This is a genomic window from Microbacterium sp. NPDC087591 (assembly GCF_044743625.1).
Taxonomy (GTDB): Bacteria; Actinomycetota; Actinomycetes; order Actinomycetales; family Microbacteriaceae; genus Microbacterium.
Window position 1 is genome coordinate 575,182 of the sequence record NZ_JBIUWU010000001.1, and the last position, 23,831, is coordinate 599,012.

At 70.0% G+C, this 23,831-nt stretch carries 18 protein-coding genes; 7 read left to right on the plus strand and 11 right to left on the minus strand.

Annotation, left to right across the window (positions count from 1 at the left end):
* Positions 1 to 60: 60 nt before the first annotated feature.
* The gene (locus ACIOVG_RS02665; RefSeq protein ID WP_400868778.1) at positions 61 to 1,449 is read right to left on the minus strand and encodes a DUF6350 family protein; all 1,389 of its coding nucleotides are present in this window, start codon (positions 1,447 to 1,449) and stop codon (positions 61 to 63) included.
* Positions 1,450 to 1,542: 93 nt separating this feature from the next.
* Here ACIOVG_RS02665 and ACIOVG_RS02670 point away from each other — a divergent pair, with 93 nt between their 5' ends.
* On the plus strand, positions 1,543 to 3,015 hold the full coding sequence (locus tag ACIOVG_RS02670; RefSeq protein WP_400868780.1) for an NCS2 family permease: 1,473 nt from the start codon (positions 1,543 to 1,545) through the stop codon (positions 3,013 to 3,015).
* A gap of 515 nt (positions 3,016 to 3,530) precedes the next feature.
* Here the strand turns inward: ACIOVG_RS02670 and sucD are convergent.
* Complete coding sequence (gene sucD, locus ACIOVG_RS02675; RefSeq protein ID WP_400868782.1) at positions 3,531 to 4,433, minus strand: succinate--CoA ligase subunit alpha; 903 nt, start codon at positions 4,431 to 4,433, stop codon at positions 3,531 to 3,533.
* An 18-nt stretch (positions 4,434 to 4,451) separates the two neighbouring features.
* Positions 4,452 to 5,618: an ADP-forming succinate--CoA ligase subunit beta gene (sucC, locus tag ACIOVG_RS02680; RefSeq protein ID WP_141872844.1), complete on the minus strand. Its 1,167-nt coding sequence runs from the start codon at positions 5,616 to 5,618 to the stop codon at positions 4,452 to 4,454.
* Between the two features lie 147 nt (positions 5,619 to 5,765).
* Here sucC and ACIOVG_RS02685 point away from each other — a divergent pair, with 147 nt between their 5' ends.
* Together ACIOVG_RS02685 and ACIOVG_RS02690 are read left to right on the plus strand one after the other, a co-directional pair.
* Entirely contained in the window at positions 5,766 to 6,437 is a 672-nt protein-coding gene (locus ACIOVG_RS02685; RefSeq protein ID WP_400868785.1) for a TetR/AcrR family transcriptional regulator, read from the plus strand.
* An 83-nt stretch (positions 6,438 to 6,520) separates the two neighbouring features.
* A complete protein-coding gene (locus ACIOVG_RS02690) occupies positions 6,521 to 7,756 on the plus strand; it encodes an acyl-CoA dehydrogenase family protein (protein ID WP_400868787.1) in 1,236 nt (411 codons plus the stop codon).
* Between the two features lie 29 nt (positions 7,757 to 7,785).
* On the opposite strand, the gene ACIOVG_RS02695 is transcribed toward ACIOVG_RS02690, so the two are convergent.
* The gene (locus ACIOVG_RS02695) at positions 7,786 to 9,060 is read right to left on the minus strand and encodes a CynX/NimT family MFS transporter (protein ID WP_400868789.1); all 1,275 of its coding nucleotides are present in this window, start codon (positions 9,058 to 9,060) and stop codon (positions 7,786 to 7,788) included.
* A gap of 54 nt (positions 9,061 to 9,114) precedes the next feature.
* Between ACIOVG_RS02695 and ACIOVG_RS02700 the strand changes: the two genes are divergently transcribed.
* Positions 9,115 to 9,915, plus strand: a complete 801-nt coding sequence (locus ACIOVG_RS02700) for a helix-turn-helix transcriptional regulator (protein ID WP_247629379.1) — start codon at positions 9,115 to 9,117, stop codon at positions 9,913 to 9,915.
* 39 nt (positions 9,916 to 9,954) lie between these two features.
* Here the strand turns inward: ACIOVG_RS02700 and ACIOVG_RS02705 are convergent, their stop codons facing one another.
* Positions 9,955 to 10,443, minus strand: coding sequence for a hypothetical protein (locus tag ACIOVG_RS02705; RefSeq protein WP_400868791.1), 489 nt, complete (start codon positions 10,441 to 10,443; stop codon positions 9,955 to 9,957).
* A gap of 106 nt (positions 10,444 to 10,549) precedes the next feature.
* Between ACIOVG_RS02705 and ACIOVG_RS02710 the strand changes: the two genes are divergently transcribed.
* Entirely contained in the window at positions 10,550 to 12,001 is a 1,452-nt protein-coding gene (locus ACIOVG_RS02710; RefSeq protein WP_400868793.1) for a phytoene desaturase family protein, read from the plus strand.
* 150 nt (positions 12,002 to 12,151) lie between these two features.
* Complete coding sequence (locus tag ACIOVG_RS02715; protein WP_400868795.1) at positions 12,152 to 13,195, plus strand: ATP-dependent DNA ligase; 1,044 nt, start codon at positions 12,152 to 12,154, stop codon at positions 13,193 to 13,195.
* 6 nt (positions 13,196 to 13,201) lie between these two features.
* Here ACIOVG_RS02715 and ligD read toward each other — a convergent pair whose 3' ends face one another.
* The 6 genes from ligD to ACIOVG_RS02745 all read right to left on the minus strand — a co-directional run bounded on the left by ligD (position 13,202) and on the right by ACIOVG_RS02745 (position 23,334).
* Positions 13,202 to 14,257 (minus strand): non-homologous end-joining DNA ligase, encoded by a 1,056-nt coding sequence (ligD, locus tag ACIOVG_RS02720; protein ID WP_400868797.1) that lies wholly within the window; start codon positions 14,255 to 14,257, stop codon positions 13,202 to 13,204.
* Positions 14,258 to 14,321: 64 nt separating this feature from the next.
* Positions 14,322 to 15,467 carry an SseB family protein gene (locus ACIOVG_RS02725; RefSeq protein WP_400868799.1) on the minus strand — a complete coding sequence of 382 codons (1,146 nt, stop codon included), beginning with the start codon at positions 15,465 to 15,467 and terminating at the stop codon, positions 14,322 to 14,324.
* A 41-nt stretch (positions 15,468 to 15,508) separates the two neighbouring features.
* Complete coding sequence (locus ACIOVG_RS02730; RefSeq protein ID WP_400868801.1) at positions 15,509 to 17,968, minus strand: ATP-dependent helicase; 2,460 nt, start codon at positions 17,966 to 17,968, stop codon at positions 15,509 to 15,511.
* Between the two features lie 93 nt (positions 17,969 to 18,061).
* Positions 18,062 to 21,187, minus strand: coding sequence for a lamin tail domain-containing protein (locus ACIOVG_RS02735; RefSeq protein ID WP_400868803.1), 3,126 nt, complete (start codon positions 21,185 to 21,187; stop codon positions 18,062 to 18,064).
* 129 nt (positions 21,188 to 21,316) lie between these two features.
* On the minus strand, positions 21,317 to 22,333 hold the full coding sequence (locus ACIOVG_RS02740; protein WP_400868805.1) for an ABC transporter permease: 1,017 nt from the start codon (positions 22,331 to 22,333) through the stop codon (positions 21,317 to 21,319).
* Positions 22,330 to 23,334: an ATP-binding cassette domain-containing protein gene (locus ACIOVG_RS02745; protein ID WP_400868807.1), complete on the minus strand. Its 1,005-nt coding sequence runs from the start codon at positions 23,332 to 23,334 to the stop codon at positions 22,330 to 22,332. The genes ACIOVG_RS02740 and ACIOVG_RS02745 overlap by 4 nt, the downstream gene beginning before the upstream one ends.
* 89 nt (positions 23,335 to 23,423) lie before the next feature.
* On the opposite strand from ACIOVG_RS02745, the gene ACIOVG_RS02750 reads away from it, so the two are divergent.
* On the plus strand, positions 23,424 to 23,822 hold the full coding sequence (locus tag ACIOVG_RS02750) for a YccF domain-containing protein (RefSeq protein WP_400868809.1): 399 nt from the start codon (positions 23,424 to 23,426) through the stop codon (positions 23,820 to 23,822).
* Positions 23,823 to 23,831 lie beyond the last annotated feature (9 nt).

Consider the following 23,831-nt stretch of genomic DNA (forward strand, 5'->3'; position numbering starts at 1 on the left):
GCGCCCAGTCTACCGGGGCGCGCGGCCCGCTCCTGCCGGGCGTCCGCTCTGCGGCGGCCGTCAGTCGCGCTGGTCGCTCGGATCCTGGACCGTGAACCTGCCGAGGTCGTCGAGCGGCGCCGTGTCGTCGGTCGAGCCCGCGGCATCCGTCTGCGCGATCTCGGGCGCCCGGTCGATCGTGGCCCAGTCCACCGTCGGGACACCCGCCATCTCGGCGTTCCAGCGATCGGTGCGCTCCTCGGCCAGCTCGTCGCGATGGCGCGGCGAGAGCAGCAGGATCGCCGCGCCGAGCAGCACCTCTCCCCCGAGCGCAAGGGCGAACGGCACGGGGGCCGGCCCGATCTCCACCAGCCGCCCCGGCCCCATCGACCCGTGGACCAGCACGGCGGCGACCGCAGCGACACCCGCGACGACCACACCGATGCCCACGGCGATGACCGCGCGCGGCAGCGTGGTCAGCGGTGTTCCTTCCCAGACCAGTCGCGAGCGGACGGCCCATCCGGCGACGGCACCGGCGGCGATCGGGATCAGCACGACGATGAGCATCCAGATCGAGCTGTTCTCGGGGAGCAGCCCGAGGATCGGGATGCCGGGCACGACGCCGAGCTGAGTGCCGGCGGGAGAGACGGCCGTGCCGACGCCGACCGCGAATCCGGGCCCCGCGATCCATGACGCGGCCCACACGATGAGCGTCGGGAGATACGCGAACTGTCCGAGGGTCATCACTGTCGCGCCGAGAGCATCCACCCGCGACGCCTGGAACAGCGCCACCACCTCACCGCCGCGGAACAGCGTCATGAGCGCGACGGCAGCGGCGGCAGCGGCGGTCACCCCCATCACCGCGAAGGCCGTGCCGCGCACGATCGCGGCGGGCACAGGGGTCCAGTCGCCCCAGGTATCGACGATGTCGTGCACCCGATCGAGCAGGCCGCCGTCTCCGTCCTCCCAGGCGATCCTGACCGCACCGCACACGGCGCCGGTCAGGTACACGGCGCTGGGCAGGATGATCGCCAGCGGCAGCGACGTCTGCACCGCTTCCAACCGCGAGGAGAGCGCGACGCCCGCAGCGATGATCGCGAACACCGCAGAGCCGGAGAGCGAGCCGAGCAGCCAGGCGCCGGCCTTCGCGGCACGTGCGCCGGAGCGTGCCGCGAACAGCACCGTGAACAACAGGAACGCCAGCGGTGTCACCGACACGATGAAGTTCGCGGCCGCCGAGGGGATCGCGAGAGCGACCAGCAGTTCCGACGGGATGGTCACGTCGAGCGGCACGCCGTGCCCGAACCCCCAGAGCGTTCCGGTGAGCGGCCAGAGCGCGCCCCAGTCCGCCGTCGCCCCGAATGCGAGGGTCCACAGCAGGGTCAGCGGCGCGAGCAGCACGGCGAGGCCGACCGCGGCGGCGATGACGGCGTCGAAGGCGGCGAGGAGCGCGACGAGGAGGCGTTGCATAGCGATTCGAGACTACGACGAGAACCCCGCAGGCTCCTGGGGGCGCGCGCGGGCGCGGGCGACACGATATCGTCTCCTGCGGAGGTTCCCCCGATGACAACTGCCCCGTCCCCTGCCCCCGCGACTGCCGAACCGAAGAACGCGCTCGACCGCTTCTTCGAGATCAGCAAGCGCGGCTCCACCGTCGGCACCGAGATCCGAGGTGGCCTGGTGACGTTCGTCACGATGGCGTACATCGTGATCCTCAACCCGATCATCCTCACCGGCGCCGCCGATGTCGACGGCACCACGCTGAACTTCAGCGCCGTCGGTGCCGCCACCGCGCTCACCGCCGGCATCATGACGATCCTGTTCGGCCTCGTCACCCGCCTGCCGTTCGGCTTCGCCGCCGGCCTCGGCATCAACGCGTTCGTCGCATTCTCGGTCGTCGGCCAGGTCACCTGGGCCGAGGCCATGGCGCTCGTGATGATCAACGGCACCGTGATCGTGCTGCTGGCCGCGACCGGTCTGCGCAAGCTGATCTTCGACGCCGTGCCCTTCCAGCTCAAGATCGCCATCACGGTCGGTATCGGCTTCTTCATCGCGTTCATCGGCTTCGTCAACTCGGGCTTCGTCACCGCGACCGGCGCGGCATCCCCGCCGGTCGGCCTCGGCATCGGCGGCTCGATCGCGACCGTGCCGACCGTGCTGTTCGTGGCGACCCTGATCCTCACCGGCATCCTCGTCGCCCGCAAGGTCAAGGGCGGCCTGCTGATCGGACTCGTCTCCGGCACCGTGCTGGCCGTGATCGTCGAGGCGATCTGGCACCTCGGCCCGCAGATCGGTGCGGACGGCGCCGTCAACCCCGGCGGCTGGAGCCTCACGGTCCCCGCGCTCACCGGCTCGCCCGTCAGCCTCCCCGACCTGAGCCTGATCGGGGCCGTGGACTTCGGGTTCGACTTCAACAAGGTCAGCCTCGTCGCCCTCGTCATGATCGTGTTCACCCTGGTGTTCTCGAACTTCTTCGACGCCATGGGCACCATGACCGGCCTCGCGAAGGAAGCCGGCCTGGCCGACGAGAAGGGCGACTTCCCCCGCATCAAGTCGGCGCTGATCGTCGAGGGCGTCGGCGCCATCGCCGGTGGAGCCACCTCCTCGTCGTCGAGCACCGTGTTCATCGAGTCCGGCGCCGGCATCGGCGAGGGCGCACGCACGGGCCTGGCGAACGTGGTGACGGGTGGGATCTTCCTCCTGGCGATGTTCCTGACCCCGCTCACCTCGATCGTCCCGACCGAGATCGCCGCGGCCGCGCTGATCATCGTCGGTGCCATGATGATGGCGCAGATCAAGTACATCGATCTGAGCGACTTCAGCGTGCTGCTGCCGGTGTTCCTCACCGTGACCGTGATGCCGCTGACCTACTCGATCGCCAACGGCATCGGCGCCGGCTTCGTGAGCTGGGTGCTCGTGCAGTCGCTGTCGGGCAAGGCCAAGAGGATCAGCCCGCTGCTCTGGGCGGTCGCCGCCGGGTTCGTGCTGTTCTTCGCGCGCGGTCCCATCGAGGCGCTGTTCGGCGTCGGGATCTGACCGCACACCACGAAAGGGCGGATGCTGCGGCATCCGCCCTTTTTCGCGCCCTCGACACGCGTCTGCTGCCCGACGCCGTCAACTTCGGCGGCCAATCCCAACTTCGGCGGCCACTCACGCCCGTTCAGGCCGCAGAAGTTCAGACGGGCCGTAATACCGGGCCACTCCCAACTTCGGCGGCCACCCCCAACTTCGGCGGCCACTCACGCCCGTTCAGGCCGCAGAAGTTCAGACGGGCCGTAATACCGGGCCACTCCCAACTTCGGCGGCCAATCCCAACTTCGGCGGCCACTCCCAACTTCGGCGGCCTCTCCCAACTTCGGCGGCCTCTCACGCACGCTCAGGCCGCAGAAGTTCAGACCGACCGCAATACCGGGGCTGCTCCCGGGCATGAAAGAAGGCCCCAGAGTGGAGTCCGGGGCCTTCTTTTCAAGCGTAGCTCAGATCAGAGCGCTTCGATACTTCGACTCGTCGCTTCGCTCCTCGCTCAGCAACCAGTCGGAGTCGCTCAGCGACTAGAGCGCTTCGACGATCGCGCGCATCAGGTCAGCCGTCTCGGACGGCGTCTTGCCGACCTTGACCCCGGCGGCCTCGAGGGCCTCCTTCTTGGCCTGAGCGGTACCCGCCGAGCCCGAGACGATAGCGCCGGCGTGGCCCATCGTCTTGCCCTCGGGGGCGGTGAAGCCCGCAACGTAGCCGACGACCGGCTTCGTGACGTGCGCCTTGATGTAGTCAGCCGCGCGCTCTTCAGCGTCGCCGCCGATCTCGCCGATCATGACGATCGCCTTGGTCTCGGGGTCCGCCTCGAATGCGGCCAGCGCGTCGATGTGCGTGGTGCCGATGACCGGGTCGCCGCCGATGCCGATGGCGGTCGAGAAGCCCAGGTCGCGCAGCTCGAACATCATCTGGTAGGTCAGGGTGCCCGACTTCGACACGAGGCCGATCGGTCCCTTGCCGGTGATGTTCGCCGGCGTGATGCCGACGAGCGCCTCGCCCGGCGTGATGATGCCGGGGCAGTTCGGGCCGATGATGCGGGTCTTGTTGCCCTTGCTCTGCGCGTAGGCCCAGGCCTCGGCGGAGTCGCCGACGGGAACGCCCTCGGTGATCACGACGAGCAGCGGGATCTCGGCATCGATGGCCTCGACCATCGCGTCTTTCGTGAAGGCGCCGGGGACGAAGGCGATCGACACGTCGGCGCCGGTCTCCTTCATGGCCTCGGCGACCGAGGCGAAGACGGGGAGCTCGACGGCGTTGCCGTCCTTGTCGGTGTGCGCGACCGTGGTGCCGGCCTTGCGGGCGTTGACGCCGCCGACGACCTGGGTGCCGGCCTTGAGCATGAGCGCCGTATGCTTGGTGCCCTCGCCGCCGGTGATGCCCTGGACGATGACCTTGGAGTCCTTGTTGAGGTAGATCGACATTCTTCTAGTCCTTCAGTCTCAGGCGTTGGCGAGCTCGGCGGCCTTGTCGGCGCCCTCGTCCATCGTGGCGGCCAGGGTGACGAGCGGGTGCGCGTACTCGGCGAGGATCGCGCGACCCTCGTCGACGCGGTTGCCGTCGAGACGGACGACCAGCGGCTTGGATGCCGTGGCGCCGAGCGTCTCGAGTGCGCCCTTGATGCCGTTGGCGACCGCGTCGCACGCCGTGATGCCGCCGAAGACGTTCACGAACACGCTCTTGACCTGCGGGTCGCCGAGGATGACGTCGAGGCCGGCGGCCATGACCTCGGCCGAGGCTCCGCCGCCGATGTCGAGGAAGTTGGCCGGCTTGACGCCGTTGTGGTTCTCGCCCGCGTAGGCGACCACGTCGAGCGTCGACATGACGAGCCCTGCGCCGTTGCCGATGATGCCGACCTCGCCGTCGAGCTTCACGTAGTTCAGGCCGCTCTTCTTGGCCTTGGCCTCGAGCGGATCTGCGGCGTCCTTGTCCTCGAGCGCCTCGTGCTCGGGGTGACGGATCTCGGAGGCGTTGTCATCGAGCGTGACCTTGCCGTCGAGTGCGATGATGTCGCCCTCTTCGGTGCGGACCAGCGGGTTGACCTCGACGAGCGTCGCGTCCTCGCCCTTGTAGACGTCGAAGAGCTTGACGAAGACGTCGGAGACCTTCTCGACGAGGTCCTCGGGGAAGTTCGCCGCGCGGGCGATCTCGACGGCCTTCGCCTTGTCGATGCCCGTCAGCGGGTTGACCTCGACGCGAGCGAGCGCCTCCGGGCGCTCGACGGCGAGCTCCTCGATCTCCATGCCGCCCTCGACCGAGCAGAGGCTCAGGTAGGAGCGGTTGGCGCGGTCGAGCAGCACGGAGAAGTAGAACTCCTCTGCGATGCGGGCGCCCTGGGCGACCATGACGCGCTTGACGACGTGGCCCTTGATGTCGAGTCCGAGAATGGCCTTGGCCGCCTCGTACGCCTCGTCGGGGGTCTTGGCGACCTTGACGCCGCCCGCCTTTCCACGGCCGCCGGTCTTGACCTGAGCCTTGACGACGACCACTCCACCGATCTTCTCGGCAGCCGCCCTCACCTCTTCAGGGGTGTCCGCGACGATGCCGGCGAGAACCGGCACTCCGTACTTTTCGAAAACGTCTCGTGCCTGGTACTCGTACAGATCCACTGTGGTTCCTTCACTGGGCTGCTGTCTGGTAATTCTCTCGATGTCGAGACATCGACCAGTCCCCCAGCCTACTACCTCGGTCTGAGCGCCCCCTGCCCGCACCGACGCTTCCGCACGCATCGGAGGGCGGTGACCTAGCATCAGAGGATGAGCGAAACCTCTTCCGCCGCCGCGAACGCGACGCGCGTCGTCGCCGCCGCACTCGACCTGTTCGCCGAACACGGTTTCGAGCAGACCTCGGTCGAGCAGATCGCCAAGGCCGCAGGAGTATCGCGCTCGACCTTCTTCCGGCAGTTCGGCGGCAAGGATGACGTCGTCTTCGCCGATCACGAGCTGCTGCTCGACGTGCTGCGCGAGCACTTCTCCGTCTCCGAGGGCGACCCCTGGTCGACCGTCGCCGACGGCGCGATGCTCGTCTTCCGGCACTTCGCCGCCGAGCCCGATGTCGCCAGACGACGCTACGAGCTCGTGCGACAGATCCCCGCGCTGCGCGAACGGGAGATCGTGGCGGTGTTCCGCTACGAGCGCCTGTTCGACGAGTACCTGCGCGAGTCGCTTCCCGACCTCGATCCGCTCGACGCCGTCAGCTACGCCGCCGTCATCACGGCCGTGCACAACCACGTGCTGCGCCAGATGCTGCGCGGCAAGCGCGTGCCGGCGTCGACGCTGCGCCAGGCGCTCGATGTCGCGATGCGGCGCTTCGGCGTGCAGCAGGATGCCGCGGCCGACGCCTCGGCGGACGACCTGGTCGTGGCCGTCTTCCCCCGGTCGATGCCGATCGCGGAGGTCACCCGGCGCGTGCGCGCCGAGCTGGGCTGACGCCGGCAGCGCGCTCCCCACGACGTCCTGTCGTGAAACCGAGTTTCGGCGAGTACGATACTTGGTGCCACGAAGGAGTCATCATGAGCACCGAAGCTTCCGCGTTCCCCGGCGAGCGCGTCTCGTCGTACGACGTCACCGCACGCCAGGACAGCGACTACTACGCCGTGTTCTCCGACATCCCCGCCGCGGACCGTGCCGCATGGGACCGCGCCAAGGCGTACGTCGACGAGATCGCCCCGCAGATGGCCGACGCCTGGGACCGCGCGGAGTACCCGCTCGACGCCGCCCGGCGGATGGGCGAGATGGACCTCGTGGTCGACGGCATCGAGCATCCTGCCCTCACCCAGCTCTCGCCGCTGGCGGCCGGGCTCGTGAACATGGAGATCTCGCGCGGCGACGGCTCTCTCGGCACGATCCTCGCGGTGCAGGGCGGACTCGCCCTGCGCACCCTGGCGCTGTTCGGCTCCGAGGCTCAGCAGGACCGGTGGCTCACGGCTCTCGCAGACGGCTCCGTGCTCGGCTCCTTCGCACTGACCGAACCCGACCACGGCTCCGACTCCGTCTCGCTCGAGACGGTGGCGCGACGCGACGGCGACAGCTGGGTGCTCCGCGGCACGAAGAAGTGGATCGGCAACGGCGCCTCCGGCGGCATCACCTTCGTGTGGGCTCGCGTCGATGACGACACAGCAGCGGAGCACGGCGCCGTGCGCTGCTTCCTGGTCGAGCAGGACACCCCCGGCTACACCGGATCCGTCATCCGTGGCAAAGCATCATTGCGCGCCATCCACCAGGCGCATATCGAGCTCGACGACGTGCGCCTACCGCTCGACGCCGTGCTGCCCGGCACGACGAGCTTCAAGGACGCCTCCGTGGTTCTCTACGCGACGCGCTCCGGCGTCGCCTGGTCGGCGCTCGGTCACGCCACTGCCTGCTACGAGGCTGCGCTCGCATACGCCACGCAGCGGGTGCAGTTCGGCAAGCCGCTGGCGAAGTTCCAGATGGTGCAGGAGCGGCTGACCCACATGCTCGAGGACGTCACGGCGATGCAGCTGTACTGCCGTCGCCTCGCCGATCTCGAGACCGCGGGCGAGCTGCGCCCGACCCAGGCCTCGCTCGCGAAGTTCCACAACACCCGGGCCGCCCGCCGCGTCGCCGCTGTCGCCCGCGATCTGCTCGGCGGCAACGGCATCCTGCTCGAGAACGGCGTGATGCAGCACATGGCCGACATCGAGGCGATCCACACCTACGAGGGAACCGAGAGCGTGCAGGCGCTGCTGCTCGGTCGCGACATCACCGGGATGAGCGCGTTCGTCTGAGCAGCAGCCCGCGTCGACGGCTCGACCGCTCAGGAGCGCACGTGGCGCTCTCGGCTCGCCGCAGCGCCCATCACGGCCTGGACCCCGAGCAGCACGACGAGCGCCGCCACAGGAGCGGTCCATCCGCCGACGACGGCGTGCAGCAGGCCGAGTCCGATCGGCCCGAGTCCGGCCAGCAGATATCCGATCCCCTGCGCCATGGTCGACAGGTGCGCGGTGCGCCTCGCGTCGGGCGCGCGGAGCACGATGTACGTCAACGACAGCGCGATGGCGGCGCCCTGACCGAAGCCGAGCAGCGTCATCCACACCCACGCCGCGGCGCCGGCCGGCGCCACGAGCAGACCGGTGAGTCCTGCCGCGCACAGCAACGCTGAGGCCACGACCGGGAACCACGTCGGCCGGATATGACGCAGCATCGTCGGCACCAGCAGCGCCGCCGCGATCCCCGGCAGACTCGAATACGACAGCAGCAGTCCGGCCTCGGACGCCGGAACCCCGGCGTCGTGCAGCAGGGTGGGGACCCAGGTCAGGGCCGCGTAATAGCTCAAGCTCTGCAAACCCATGAATCCGGTGACCGCCCACGCGACCGGATCGCGCAGCAGCATCGCGAGGCGCGGCTCGTCTGGAGACTCCGTGATCGCATCGCCGGGCGCTCCCGCCACCATCGGCGAGTCGGCGACGCTGCGGATCGCCCGCGGAGTCCAGATCAGCAGGGCGAGCACCGCCGGGATCGCCCAGAGCCCCAGGGCACCCCGCCAGGATCCGTCGAGCGCGACCATGAACGGCACGGTGAGGGCGGCAGCCGCGGCTGCGCCGAGGAACAGCGCCGTGGAGTACAGACCCATCATCAGCCCGAGGCGGTGCGCGAAGTCCTGCTTGATCACTGCAGGCATGCACACGTTCGCCACCGCGATCCCCGCGCCCACCAGCACCGTGCCGCCGAAGAGCGCCAGCGGAGACGGAAGGAGGCGGATGCCGATGCCGACCGCCACGACGACCATCGTGAGCGCGAGCAGCCGGTGCAGCCCGATCCAGCGCGTCAACGCCGGAGTGAGGAACGCGAAGGCCCCGAAGGCGAACACCGGGATCGTGGTCAGCAGTCCGGCCGCTGCTGCGGGGATGCCGAGCTCCTGCTCGATCGCAGGGAGCACCGGCCCGACCGACGCGACACCCATGCGGAGGTTCAGGGCGATCATGAGGAGCCCCACCCCCACGTAGATCCCGGTGAGCACCGCGCCGCGTCGGACGGATGGCGCGGTCGCCGGGATCGGAGCGGTGTCGAACGGTTCCTGCATCGTGGTCATGCCTCGAGTCCAGCACTCGCTCCCCCTGTCAGGAAACACGTAAACTGCATCGTGATGTCGAATACCCGCCAATCTCCTCGACTCGTCGATCTGCACCTCGTCGACTTCGATTCCCCCGCGGCGCTGCCGATGGAGGGCGCCTACCGGTTCGCGCACGCCGAGACGTCACCCCGTCACGCCCATCCTCTGGGGCACCTCGTGCATGCCGCATCCGGCGTGCTGTCGCTGCTCACCGACGACGGCGCCTGGATCGCGCCATCGACCCGGATGGCGTGGGTGCCCGCCGGCGCCGAGCACCGTCATCGCGCGCACGGGCGCACGGACATGCGCATCGTCCACCTCGGCGATGAGCTCGCGGCCCTGCTTCCGGCCGCGCCAGCGGTTCTCGTCGCGACACCGCTCGCCCGCGAGGCGGTGCTGGCGATGACATCCGACCGCTCCCGCAGCGCCGACGCGCTAGACCACCTGCGTCGCGTCATCGTGGATGAGGCGGTCACCGCGCCCGAGCAGCCGCTGCATCTGCCGGAACCGCATGATCCGCGCCTGCGCGAGGCGGCGCGCATCGTCGAGGAGGACCTCGCGGTGCCGGTGTCGCTCGGCGGGATCAGCGCACGCACGGGCACAGCCGAGCGCACGTTGAGCCGCCTGTTCCAGCAGGAGACGGGCATGGGGTACCGGCAGTGGCGACTTCAGCTGCGTGTGCATCGCGCACTCGTCCTGCTCGCCGACGGCACCTCGGTGACCGACACGGCCGCGGCGTGCGGATGGGCGACGACCAGTCAGTGCATCGAGCAGTTCACGCCGCTCGTCGGGATGACCCCCGGTCGGTATCGCCTGTCGCAGCTCGCGGGCTGAGCCGACGGCCGTGCGGAGCACGTCCGTCGGCTCGAGCGATCAGTTGCAGCCGCAGCCGCCAGCCGGGGTCTTCACCATGAAGCAGACATCGCACACGCCGTAGTCGCGCTCCTCGACCGGCTTCGACGCACGCTCCCGGGGAGCGGCGGCGACGCGCGGGGTCGTCGTGCGCTTGGCCGCGCGAGGCGGCGTCAGCGGGATGAACTCGCTCGGGTGGCTCACGTAGAACAGCGGCGCGCGGCCCTCGCTCGGCTGCAGCCGCAGAGCGGTCGAGCCGACGACGATGCGCTCGTCCTCCGTGAAGCCGTTCGTGTAGGTCTTGCCGATGTGAAGGGAAGCGCCCTCTCCGCGGCGGATGGCCTCGATGTAGCGGCCGCGGTCGATGTACGAGCTGATGCCGACGGCATCCATGATGCCGGTGATGAACTCGTGGTTCGACGGGTCGATGCGGTGCGCACGCAATGCTTCGGGCAGCGAGCGATATGGACGGGAGGTGCCTGCGGGGGTCGGCCCCTGAACTTCTTTCATCACTCTCCAGGATCGCACGTCTGAGCGCGTCCGCCGACCGATTCTCGAACCGATGTCCCCGCACCGGGGACGCACTGCGCGCGCACCCGCATGCGAGACTGGCGTGATGTCACGGGCAACGATCGTCGGGTCAGGGCCGAACGGTCTCGCCGCCGCGGTCGCGCTCGCCCGCGCCGGGTACCGGGTGCGGGTGCTCGAAGCCGCGGAGACGATCGGCGGCGGCGTGCGCACGCTCGAATCCACGCTCCCCGGGTTCCGGCACGACGTCTGCTCCGCCGTGCACCCCGCCGCCCTCGCCTCGCCGTTCTTCCGCGCGTTCGGGCTGGCCGAGCGGATCGACTGGATCCGCCCCGAGATCTCCTACGCGCACCCCCTCGACGGCGCACGAGCGGGAATCGCCTGGCGCGACATCGACCGCACGGCACGCGGGCTGGGCGTCGACGGCGCCGCCTGGACCAGAAGACTGAGACCGCTCGCCCGCCACATCGACGGCCTCGGAGACTTCACCGGGAACGCCCTGCTGCGCATCCCCCACGACCCGGTCACGGCAGCACGGTACGTCGCGCGGATGATCGACCAGAGCGCCCTGTTCTCACGGCGCGCGTTCCGCACGGAGGAGGCCGCGGCGCTCATGGCGGGCGTGGTCGCCCATGCGAACACGCGGTTGCCGTCGCTCGCCGGCGCCGCGGCGGGCCTGCTGCTGGCCGCTCACGGACACGCCGGCGGGTGGATGTACCCGCGCGGCGGGGCACAGCGCATCGCCGATGCCCTGGTGTCCGACCTCGTCGCGCACGGCGGCACCGTCGAGACGGGGGCGCACATCACCGACCTGCGCACTCTCGACTGGGGCGACCCGGCGCGCGGAGATCTGCTGCTGCTGAACAGCTCGCCGCGCCTGGCACTGACCCACCCCGCCATCCCCTCGCGCTACGCGAGAGCGCTCACCGCGTACCGCTACGGACCAGGGGCCGCGAAGGTCGACTTCGCGCTGGACGGTCCGGTCCCGTGGGCCCACGGCGAGGTCGCGCAGGCGCCGACCGTGCACATCGGTGGCACGCGCGACGAGATCTGGGCGAGCGAGAACGCCGTGGCGCAGGGACGCGTGAGCGACCGGCCCTACGTGCTCGCCGTGCAGCCCTCGGTCTTCGATCCGTCGCGGGCACCCGCCGGTCGCTCGGTGTTCTGGGCGTACATCCACGTACCCGCCGGGTCCGACCTCGATCCGACCGCGCTCATCACGGCCCAGGTCGAGCGGTTCGCCCCGGGGTTCCGCGATCGCATCCTCGCCCACCACGCCGTGCCGGCCTCCTCCCGCGAGGCCATCGATCCGGCCGAGATCGGCGGCGACATCTCCGGCGGCGTCTTCAGCCTCGTGCAGGCAGTACGGCGGCCCACGTTGTCTCCGACTCCCTGGCGCACTCCGATGCGCGGCGTCTACCTCGCCTCGTCCGCGACCCCTCCGGGTCCGGGGGTGAACGGCATGGCCGGCTGGCATGCCGCCCGCACGGCCCTCGCCGATGCCGGACTCCCCCACGGGCTGGCCGACCTCTTCGGCTGACGCGTCCCCGACTCAGGACGCTCCGCACCCAGCCCCTGGGCGAGCCGCCGGATTCTGCGACTCGTCCCCACCCCTGCGACGTTCATCCTGAGTTGCGAAGACGCCTCGCGTGCTCTTCCGCCACGGCGACCGCGGGGCCAGGATGGAGCCATGCGCTACGAGATCCCCGCGCCGATGCTCGCCAAGGCCGCAGCGGCCATCCCCGACCCGGCCAAGACCCCCGGCGGGCTGCTGTACGAGCCCAAGTGGGACGGCTTCCGCGGGCTCATCTCGTGGGATGGCGAGACCGTCGAGATCGGCTCGCGCGGTGCGAAGCCACTGACGCGGTACTTCCCCGAACTGGTCGAAGCCATCCCGACGCTCCTGCCCGGCCCGTGCCTGCTCGACGGCGAGATCGTGGTCGCCACCGGCACCGAGGGCGCCCAGCGCCTCGACTGGGAGGCCCTCAGTCAGCGCATCCATCCCGCGGCATCCCGCGTGGCCCGGTTGGCCGCCGAGACCCCGGCGATGTTCGTCGCCTTCGACCTGCTCGCCGAGGGTGACGACGACCTGCTCGCGATACCGTTCGCGGAACGGCGGCAGCGCCTCGAACGGCTCCTGGCCGATGTGCCGCACCCGCTCCACCTCACGCGCACCACCCGTGACCGGGACGCCGCGGTCCGGTGGCTGGCGGAGTTCGAAGGGGCAGGACTCGACGGCGTCGTCGCCAAACCTCTCGACCAGCCCTACGCCCCCGGCAAGCGCACGCTGATCAAGATCAAACACGCGCGCACCGCCGATGTGGTGGCGCTCGGCTATCGCATCCACAAGTCGGGGTCGGGGGTCGGCTCTTTGCTGGTCGGGCTCTACGGCGACGACGGCACCCTGCGCCAGGTCGGCGGGGTGGCGGCGTGGAGCGACATACGCCGCCAGGAGCTGGTGACGGAGCTGGCGCCGCTGGTGGAACGCGACGAGGCCGGCGACGCGGTCACCGGAGAGGGCGAGCGCTCGCGCTTCAGCGGATCGAAGGACGTGTCGTTCGTGCGGCTGCGCCCCGAGCGGGTGCTCGAGGTGCGCTACGACCAGCTCGAAGGAGCGCGGTTCCGGCACACGGTGCAGTTCGAGCGCTGGCGCCCCGACCGGGACGCTCGATCGTGCACCTACGACCAGCTCGACACGGTCGCCGGCTACGACCTCGCCGACGTGCTGGCCTGAGCGCCGTCAGCTCTTCTCGGCCGGTGTGCCGTCGTCGTCCCAGTTCGCCGCGACCTTCTTGCTGGGCTGCACGCGCGGCGGCTCTCCCGGCATCTTGGGGAACTCCGGCGGGAACGACAACTCCCCCAGTCCGTTCTCGACGTCACGCGCCCACCACTCCAGCAGGGTGTCGATGCGTCCGGGTGCGTCCTGCATCGCCGCCCACGGGTCCCCCACCTCCTCGAGCCGCTGCGGGATGCTGCGCACCGTGAAGCGCGTGGGGTCGAGGCCGTCCAGCTCCTCCCAGTGCACGGGAGTCGACACCGTCGCCGAGGGAAGGGCGCGAGGGCTGTAGGCGCCCGCCATGGTGCGGTCGCGGTTGGCCTGGTTGAAGTCGACGAAGATCCGCTCGCCGCGCTCCTCCTTCCACCAGTTCATCGTCACCTGCTCGGGCATCCGCCGCTCCAGCTCACGCCCCGCGGCGATCACCGCGTGACGCACGTCGAGGAACTCGTGAGTCGGTTCGATGGGCGCGAAGACGTGCAGCCCACGGTTGCCGCTGGTCTTCCCGAACGCCTCCAGTCCCGCCTCCTGCAGCACCTCTCGCAGCACATGCGCGGCGCGCACGGCGTCGCCGAAGTCCGTACCGGGCTGGGGGTCCAGGTCGATCCGCAGCTCGATCGGGTTGTCGGCGTCGGCCGCGAGCGATGCCCACGGATGGAACACGATCGTGTTCATCTGCACGGCCCACACGACGGCGCTCGCGCGGTTCAGCACGATCTGCGGATGCTGGCGCCCGCTGTTGTACGTCACCGTGACGGCGTCGACGTAGTCGGGTGTGCCCTTGGGCGGGTTCTTGGAGAAGAAGCCGTCACTGCCGATCCCGTCGCGGAACCGTTCGAGGGAGACCGGTCGCCCGCCGTTCGCCGAGAGGAACGGCCCGGAGACCCGCTGCACGTACTCCGCGAGCTCCGCCTTGGTGATGCCGACGTCCGGCCACACGACCCGGTTCGGGCTGGAGAGCACGACATCGCGCTCTCCGTCGGTGTCGGCGACGGTCACGGTCACACGTTCGGAGGCCATGCTCCGACACTAGGACGCAGGCGTTCCCGGCGGAACCCCCGGAGAGGACGGTCGTCCCGCGGCGTCAGTCGCCGAGGTCGGCCGCGAGCACGAGCACCGGTGCGAGCGCGTCCCGTTCGACGATCATCGACGGCCCTGCCGAATCGATGATGACGCCGGCCATCTCGGTGTGACTGGAGAGCACCTTCGCGAGCTGATCCGGAGTGAAGGGCAGCGGGCGGTCACCGCGACCGAGCGCGATCACCTCGAGCGGATGCGTGAACAGCTGCAGGAACCGCTTGCCATCCGTGGTCTGCGCCTCGGCGATGCCGACCTGTCCCGTGCCGGTGCCGTCGTTCACGGCCACCCACATGCGCGTGGTGGCGAGGGCTTCCCCGACCTTGGTGGCCGAATCCTGGGCCCGCGGCGTCGCGAGGATCGTCTTGACCTTCATGTCGACGTCGGCCTGCTCGAGGGTCTTCTGCAGCAGCTCTGTGGGGAACACGACCCGGTGCGGGGCCGACGCGTTGTCGACGATCAGGCCGGCGAAGTCGCCGGCGACGACCTGCTGCAGCACCGAGGTGACCGGCTGTGCGACCGCGGAGGTCGCTGCGGGATCCTGCTCGAGCTGCACGGAGTCGCGCACGGCGGCGGCCGAGCTGAACGCGAGCATGAACTGGCGCTCCTCATCGCGCACGACGGCCACGGCCAGCGGCTTGCCCTCGGCGATCTGCGCACGGGCATCGCCGTTCACGCGGATGTAGAGGTGTCCCTGCAGCGCCTGGCGCATGACGCCGAGCAGTTGCTCGTTGGTGGCGCCGGCTTCGATCTCCTTCAGCGCCTCGCGCAGCAGGACGTTGTCCTTCATCCCCGCGACCGTCTCGGTCTGCTCCGGCGGCATCGCCGGGGCGAGGGGCAGACGGCGCTCCACAGGCTCGGCGGGGCGGGGCGGGTCCGCCGTCGCGGTGGTCTGGGCAGCGCGGGGCGTGGAGTCACCGGAGCCGCCCGGCTGCTCCTGCTGGTCGGGCAGCGCCACCGCGGGGCCGGCCGCTTCTCCGACACCGCGGAACGCCTGCACCGAGATGCCGATGCTGGGGGCGGCGACCTCCGGCTCTGCGGCCTGGTCTGCGAGCTGCGCGTCGACCGGGGCAGACACCTCGGGCTCGGAGACGTCGGATGCGGGGGCGACGACATCGTCACCGGACTTCTTGCGGCGAGAGAACAGGGCCATATCAGTCAGCCTAACCCGCCACGAGCGACGCGCGACGCGGACTAGATCTTCTCGATCGGGGCGACCTTGATGAGCAGCTTCTTCTGGCCGGACGTGTCGAACCGCACATGCGCGATGCGCTTCGCGCCCTCTCCGGTGACCGCATCCACCCGGCCCTCGCCGAAGTCAGTGTGCCGGATGCGGTCGCCCGGCGTGAGTTCCAGGTCGCCGTTGTCGCGCACCTTGGCGGTGACCCGGTTCGGGAACCGATCCATCGCGGTCGACAGCGGCTTGAGCGAGTCCCTGCCGGGGAGGGCCTTCACGCCGAAGCGATCGCCGGATCCCGAGCTCGACGAGCCGAAACCGCCGGAGCGGCGGGCGTTGAGGGCACGCGACTGCATGCCGCCGCGCGAGTTCACGTCACCGGGCGACTGGCGCCAGTCGATCAACGCCGCGGGGATCTCCTGCAGGAAGCGGCTCGGCATCGCGACCGTGACCTCGCCGAACTGCGCGCGGGTCATGGCGAGCGAGAGGTGCAGACGCTTGCGCGCACGCGTGATGCCGACGTAGAACAGCCGGCGCTCCTCCTGGGGGCCGCCCGGCTCACCCGCCGAGATGCGGTGCGGGATGAGGTCCTCCTCGACACCCGTGACGAAGACCGCGTCGTACTCGAGCCCCTTGGCGGTGTGCATCGTCATGAGCGACACCGTGCCCGACTCGTCTTCCAGGTCGTCAGCGTCGGAGACCAGCGCCACCTCCGTCAGGAAGTCGACGATCGTGCCCTCGGGGTTGTTGCGGGCGAAGTCGCGCGTGACGGCGACGAACTCGTCGAGGTTCTCGACCCGCGCCTCGTCCTGCGGGTCGCGGCTGGCACGGAGCGCGTCGAGGTAGCCGCTCTTCGAGAGCAGCAGGCTGAGTCCCTCGGCCACGGTGGTGGGCGGCGGGAGCTCCCCCGACGCGGGGAGCATGATCGCGGTCGCCTCCGCGAGCACGGCATCGAGCTGGGCGATCGCCGCCTGGATCTTGGGCCCAAAGCCGAGCTGCGTCGGGTGCGCCAGGGCATCGCGGAAGCTCATGTCGTGCTCTTCGGCGAATCGAGCGATCGCCGTCTCCGTGACGTCGCCGATGCCGCGGCGGGGCTTGTTCAGGATGCGGCGGACCGACATGTCGTCGGCCGGGTTCGCGACCGCGATCAGGTAGGCCAGCGCATCCTTGATCTCGGCGCGATCGTAGAACTTCGTGCCGCCCATGACCTTGTAGGGCACGGCCGACCGGATGAAGATCTCCTCCAGCGCACGCGACTGCGAGTTCGTGCGGTAGAAGACCGCCATCTCGGAGTACGGCATGCCGGCACGATGCAGCGCCTCGACCTCGTCGGCGACGAACTGGGCCTCGTCGTGCTGCGAGTACCCGGTGAAGCCGATGATCGCGTCGCCGTCGCCCTTGTCGCTCCAGAGCTTCTTGTCCTTTCGGTCGAAGTTGTTGCCGATCACCGCGTTCGCCGCCGAGAGGATGTTCTGCGTCGACCGGTAGTTCTGCTCGAGCAGCACCACCTGTGCGCCGGGGAAATCGCGCTCGAACTCGCTGATGTTGCGGATGTCTGCACCTCGGAAGGCGTAGATCGACTGGTCGGAGTCACCGACCACCGTGAGCGATGCTCCGCCTTCGGGGACGTCGGGGTTCGCCGCCGGCTCGGGCTCGAAGATCATCATGCCGTTCGAGGCATACGGATCAGGGGCGGCCGCGGCGGAGGCCGGGCGGGTGAGCTCGTGGATCAGCGCGTACTGCGCGTGGTTGGTGTCCTGGTACTCGTCGACCAGGATGTGCCGGAAGCGTCGACGATAGGTGTCGGCGACCTGGGGGAAGGCGCGGAACAGATACACCGTCTGGCCGATGAGATCGTCGAAGTCGAAGGCGTTCGCCTTGCGCAGCTGGCGCTGATAGTCCGCGAACAGCTCGACGAAGATGCGCTCCGCCGGGTCCGACATGTTCGCGTCGCGGGCGTAGGACTCGGCATCAGACAGCTCGTTCTTGAGCTTGGAGATGCGCGACTGCACGGCCGCAGGCGTCAGCCCGTAGGCGTCGGCCTCGTGCTCCTTGACCAGGCGTTTGAGGAGCGCACGGGAATCACCCGAGTCGTAGATCGTGAAGGTCTTGGTGAAGCCGAACTGCTCGGCCTCGCGTCGCAGGATGCGCACGCAGGCCGAGTGGAAGGTGGAGATCCACATGCCGCGGGCCACGTCGCCGACCAGCCCGGCGACGCGCTCGCGCATCTCTCCTGCGGCCTTGTTGGTGAAGGTGATCGCGAGGATCTGGCTCGGCCACGCCTCGCGGCTGCGCAGCAGCGACGCGATGCGCCGGGTGAGCACGCTGGTCTTTCCCGAACCGGCTCCGGCGACGATGAGCAGGGCCGGGCCGCGATAGGTCACCGCTTCGAGCTGCTGCGGGTTGAGGCCGGCGAGGAGGTCGTCCTGACCCTGCGGGCCGGCGGTTCCGGGAACGATGAGAGGAGCTTCGGTCATGGCCTTATGAGTCTAGGCCGCGGCACCGACACGGCGGCACGGGATCGGAGCGGTCGAAGGGGTGACGGAAGCGTTCCGTCACCCCTCCGCCCCTCAGGCCGTGCGGCGGCGTCGCGCCAGCATGACGCCGCCCGCCGACAGCAGCAGCAGCGCGAGTACCGTTGCCGCCACCGGGAGCGCGCCGCCGGTGTTCGCGAGGCCGCCGTCGCCTGCGCCCGCGCCGCCGTCGGTTGCCCCACCCGACGCCGCGGTGACCTGCAGGTCGCCCCAGCCGATCAGGTCGCCCTCCACGTCGTACACCGCGATCCGATGCGCACCGGCCGCCGCGTCCGCAGGGATGGTCACGGTGATGCGACCGGAGGCGTCCAGCACCCCCGAGGCCAGCCGCTGCGGGTCGGAGTACATCCAGACGGCGATTTCGGTTCCCGCCTGCGCGTCGCCGACCGTCACGACGACCTGCTGTCCCGCCGCGGCGGCGGAGGGGTTGATCGTGACGCCGTTGCGGTTGTCGTCGTTCAGCGCGGAGCCGGGCAGCGGCGGCTTCGTGCCCGGCGTCTCGTCGTCGCCACCCGGCAGGGTGCCGGTGCGCAGCGACTGCGAGGCGAAGCCGTCGGCGAACCACCAGACCGGTCGCTGACCGTCGACCGACAGCGAGGCCGGAGCCGTCGCGAACCCCTCGTTGTTGATATCGGGCATCCCGGCAGGACGCGCATGGTGCGCGAGGCCCGGCTTCGCGGTGCCGTTCAGCGTGATCTCGGCCGAGCGCCCCTGGCATCCGTCGTCGCACACGGCCCAGAGCACGTCGCGGACGCTGTCGTAGTCCAGCGCCATGACGCCGGTCAGGCCGGGCGCGATCTCCGAGACGAGGGTCGCGCCCCCGTCCGCGGCGAGCGCGAAGGCGTACACGTGCCCGTTGTCCTCGACCGCGACGAAGAAGAGCCCCGAGCCGTGTCCCGCGTAGTCCGCGGGGTCATAGGCCGCACCTGTGTTGTCGTCGAACAGCTTCCCGGCGAGCGCGGCATCCGGCACCCACTGCACCGCCTCCATGCCGAGGTTCGCACCGACGGCGGGGAGCAGAGCCGTGAGGTCCCACTGCTGCTGGGCCACCAGGTCACCCGCCGCCGCATCGGGATCGACCTTCAGCACGATGTTCTGGTTGACGCCCTTCGCGCCGTTGTCGCGCTCCGAGGCCACGTACACGAAGCCGTCGCCGTCGACCGTGATGCCCTCGGTGTCGGGGCCGGCGGCAGCGGGGTCCGCGGCATCCTTCTGGAACCGCACGCGCTTGCCGTCCGTCCAGCCGTCGACCTTCTCCACCGAGCCGTCGGCGTGCGCCTCGAGCTTCCAGATGCGGCCCTCGCCGTTGTCCACCGCCCAGAGGAACGCGCCGTCTGCGGTCTCCTGCACATCCAGACCAGAGGAGTCCTCGAGGAAGGTCGGCACGTCATCGAGCACCCGCACCTCGGCGGAACCGGGCCACGGGGTCACCGCGATCTCGCCCGCACACACGTTGGCGGTGCCCTTGGTCGACTTCTCCGTGACACCGAACGCGCCGGTGGTGTCGGGGCAGCGTCCCCACGTGGTGGCGGCGTGTCCCTCACCCCAGGTCGTGCTGTCGATGAGCAGGTCGCCGTCGAACAGGCGCACGGCGTCACCACCGCCGAGTCCGAAGCCCAGCGCCTCGCGCTCGATCACCAGGTAGTCGCCCGCGGCGATCGTGGTGCCGGCGGGCACCGTGAAGGCGTGCGCGTCGTCGTCGTCCTTCACGACCACGCCCGACACGTCGAGCGCGCTGTCGGTCGGGTTGACCAGCTCGATCCAGTCGTCCGGAGATCCTCCGTCGGACTCGACCTCGTTGATTCGCACGGGGTTGCCGCACGCGTTGCGCATCCCCTTGGTCGACACCGCGATGTCGACGAACTCCCCGGTTCCATCGGCGCAGCGGGCCAGCACACCCGCGGCGTGGGCGGTGTAGACGTGCTCGTCAACCGTGTTGCCGGTGGTGTCGCGGAGGGTGACAGTGTCGCCGTTGCCGAGGCCGAAGACGAAGTTCGCCGGCTGGTCGAAGACGAAGTACGCACCGGGCGCGAGCAGCGTGCCCGCCGGGAGCGGGGTCGTCTGGTCGGCGTGACCGTTCGGGTCGTTGTCCATGACGGTCCACCCGGACACGTCGACGGCGGTGCTGCCGGTGTTGAGCACCTCGACCCAGTCGGTGGCATCGCCGTTGGACTCGATCTCGTTGATGACGACGTCCGGCACGACGCACGAGTTCGCGGCGCCCGGGGTCGGGTGGGCGAGCAGGAAGGCCCCTGCACCGTCGGGGCAGCGGGCGAGCGTGGCCGCCGCGGCGTCGCCGTCGATAGCGGCGTGACCGCTCCAGGGCAGCGTGTCATCGATCAGCGCACCGGTGGCGTCGAAGAGGCGGATGCGGTCGGCGCTGCCGATGCCGATCGGATCGCGGAATGCGGTCTCGACACCGGACACCATCCCGATCGTGCCCTCCTCGACCACCAGGTATGCACCGGCGCCGATCGTGGTGCCCGGCCGGAACTGCCAGCGGTGGTCATCGGAGTTGTCGCGGATCTCGTAGCCCGAGATGTCGAGGGCCGCCGTGCCGGGGTTGTAGAACTCCACCCAGTCCGCCGGCTGCGAGTCGACCTCGTTGATCACGATCGAACCGTCCACCGGGGCGACGGAGCAGTCGTTCGCGCTGCCCGGCGTCGCCGCGGTCGCGTGCGCCCACTCCCCTGAGCCGTCAGGGCAGCGGGCCCAGACCACGATCGGCGCGGTGTTGGCGTAGGCGTAGGCGTCGACCTCGGCGCCGCTCGGATCGTAGAGCACGACCTCATCGCCCTTGCCGAGGCCGAAGGGGAAGTCGATGTCCTTCACGAGCACCAGGAACTCCCCCGGTGCCAGGGTGGTGCCCTCGGGCGCCTGACCGAACGCGTCGCGCTTCTCGTCCGAGATCTTCCAGCCGTCGAGGGAGACTGTCGTCTCTCCGGCGTTGTAGATCTCGACCTGATCGGCGAGCCCCGTCTGGGCCGCGTCGTAGACGATCTCGTTCAGCACCAGGCCGGGTGCCGCCTCCGCCTCCTGGATCGCGATGGGTGTGGTGTCGGACGTGGCGCCGATGGCGGCGGCGGCGGGGGCGGCGAGCAGGGCGGCAGCGCTGAGAGCGCCGACCACCGAGACTGCGACCCCGCGAAGCAGGCGGGACATGGGACTCCTGTGTCGGGTGCGCGAACGGGTACCCGACCACCCCACCGATGTCGCGTGGCCACCGCACGACCCGCGGATGTACGCCGCGTGAACGCAGGGTTGCAGTTCCGCGCCGACCGCGGCCGAACGTCAGGCGATACGCGTTCCCGGCGGCAGACGGCGCGCGGGGGTGCGTGTGCGCGCCCAGGCTCCGGCGAACAGGGAACCGGCGAGCACGACCTGCACCCCCAGCCCCACGAACCAGCTCGGCACGGTCGAGTCGATCGTCTCCCGTGGCGTCGGGTAGTTCCCCTCGATGTCGCAGTCGTCCCAGCGCTGCTCGAGCGGCGACAACTGCGCCGTCCGCACGCCCAGCTTGATCTGGCCGAACAGATCGACCGGATAGCCGTCCTTCGAGAACTCGGTCGGCGTCGCATCGGCGAGCACCACGAACGGGTTCGCGGCGAGCGCCCACCAGACGAGGTCGAACCGCGGCACCTCGTAGGTGTAGGTCTCCCAGTTCTCGCAGTCGACATTGCCCGCGGAATCGTAGGGCCGGGAGTACGTCGTCGACTCGCTGCGCACCGCGAGACCGCCGAGCGCGAAGGTGATGAGGGTGCCGATCACGAGCCCGGCCACGACCAGATAGGTCGTGGCGACCGAGAACAGCGGGCGCGCGATGAGTCCGCTCAGACCCACGCCGATCGCCGCGACGACGACGATCTCGACGATCAGCACGAGCAGCGACACCAGCAGCACGCTCAGATCGGCGCCACCGCCGATCAGCGAGACCGCCAGGAAGGGCACGGCCACCACGAGGAACGCGCCGCCGGTCGCGACGGCCGCGAGGAGCTTGCCGATCATGATGTCGCCGGTGGACGCCGCCGTCACCTGGACCGCCGCGAGCGTGGCGGCATCGCGGTCGCCGTTGATCGTGTTGCCGCTGAGAGTCGGCGAGACCAGCACGACCAGCAGCAGCACCATGTTCACGACGATCGAGAAGACGCCGGCCCCGCCGAAATCGTTCCAGGAGTACACCGCGTAGGCCAGGATCGTGACGCCGAGCAGCACGACGGCGAACACGCCGAGCAGGATGTACCACCCGACGCTGCGCAGTCTCTGCGTCAGCTCGAGCCGGGCGATCGTGATGATGTGCGAGATGCTCATGCGCCGGCCTCCGTCGAGGTGGGGTGGGTGGGAGGGGCCGGGGCAGGAGGAGGTGGCGGTGACGCCGGCGCCTGATGCGCCTCCTGCTCCCTGAGCGCCAGGAAGGTGTGCTCGAGCGCGCTCTGGGCCGGCGCGAATTCCGATACCGGCAGTCCCGCTTCGACCAGGCGCCGCAGGGCGTCGGCGGCGGCTTCCTCGCTCGGCAGACCGAGAAGCACCGCGCCCCGATCGGCGCCGAGCGACTCGGGCGCCACGCCCAGTGTCGAGGCGACCTGCCATGAGTCCGCATTCAGCCGTTCGGCCGAGGCTCCGGCGAGTCGGATCCGCCACGCACGAGCGCTCGCCTGGGCCGGGGCGGCATCGACGACCGCACCGGCGACCAGGAACACGGCGTCGTCCACGACCTCTTCGAGCTCGGAGAGGACGTGGCTGGAGATGAGCACCGTGCGGCCTTCGGCGGCGAGACGCCGCAGCAGCACCCGCAGCTGCACGCGAGCCTCGGGGTCCAGGCCCGACGCCGGTTCGTCGAGCAGCAGCACCTGCGGATCGTGCACGAGGGCCCTCGCCAGTCCGAGCTTCTGCTTCTGTCCGCGGGAGAGCACCTTGGCAGGAGAGTCGGCGAGTTCGGCGAGTCCGACGAGGTCGAGCAGCTCGGTGGCGCGAGGAGCCGCGTCGGACCGGGAGATGCCGTACAGCCGCGCTGTGGTGACGATCGTCTCGCGCGCGGTGAGCGAGGGCCACGCCCCCAGTGCGTCGGGCATCCACCCCAGCAGACGCCGGGCGGCCAGCGGGTCCGATGCCGGATCCACACCCCCGATCCTGATGCTGCCGGAGTCGGGGGCGAGCAACGATGCGAGCATCAGCAGCAGCGTGGTCTTGCCGGCGCCGTTGGGCCCGACGAGTCCGGTCACCCGCCCTTCCTCGGCGCGGAGGGTCGCGCCGCGCACGGCCCTGACCGATCCGAATGATCTGCTGACGGCGTCGACGACGATTCCACTCATCCGGTCAGTCTGGCATCCGGATGCCCTGCGGTCGGGGAGCTCGGGGCGGATGCTCAGGAGGAGACGATCACAGGTGACATGATCGGAGGATGCGCACGATCCTCAACATCATCTGGGTCATCCTGGCCGGGTGGGCCCTGTTCCTCGGGTACGTGCTCGCCGGCGTGCTGCTGTGCATCCCGATCATCACGATCCCGTGGGCGATCGCCTCGTTCCGCATCGCCCGCTACGCGATCTGGCCCTTCGGCCGCGAGGTCGTGAACAGGCCCACCGCGGGTGTCGGATCGCTCCTCGGCAACGTGCTCTGGGTCATCCTGGCCGGCTGGTGGCTGGCGATCGGCCACATCATCTCGGGCCTCGCGCTGTGCATCACGATCATCGGCATCCCGATGGGCATCGCCGACTTCAAGATGGTCCCGATCTCGCTCATGCCGCTCGGCAAGGAGATCGTCTCCACCCGCAAGGGCGCGTTCGACCGCACCCTGTGACGCCGACAC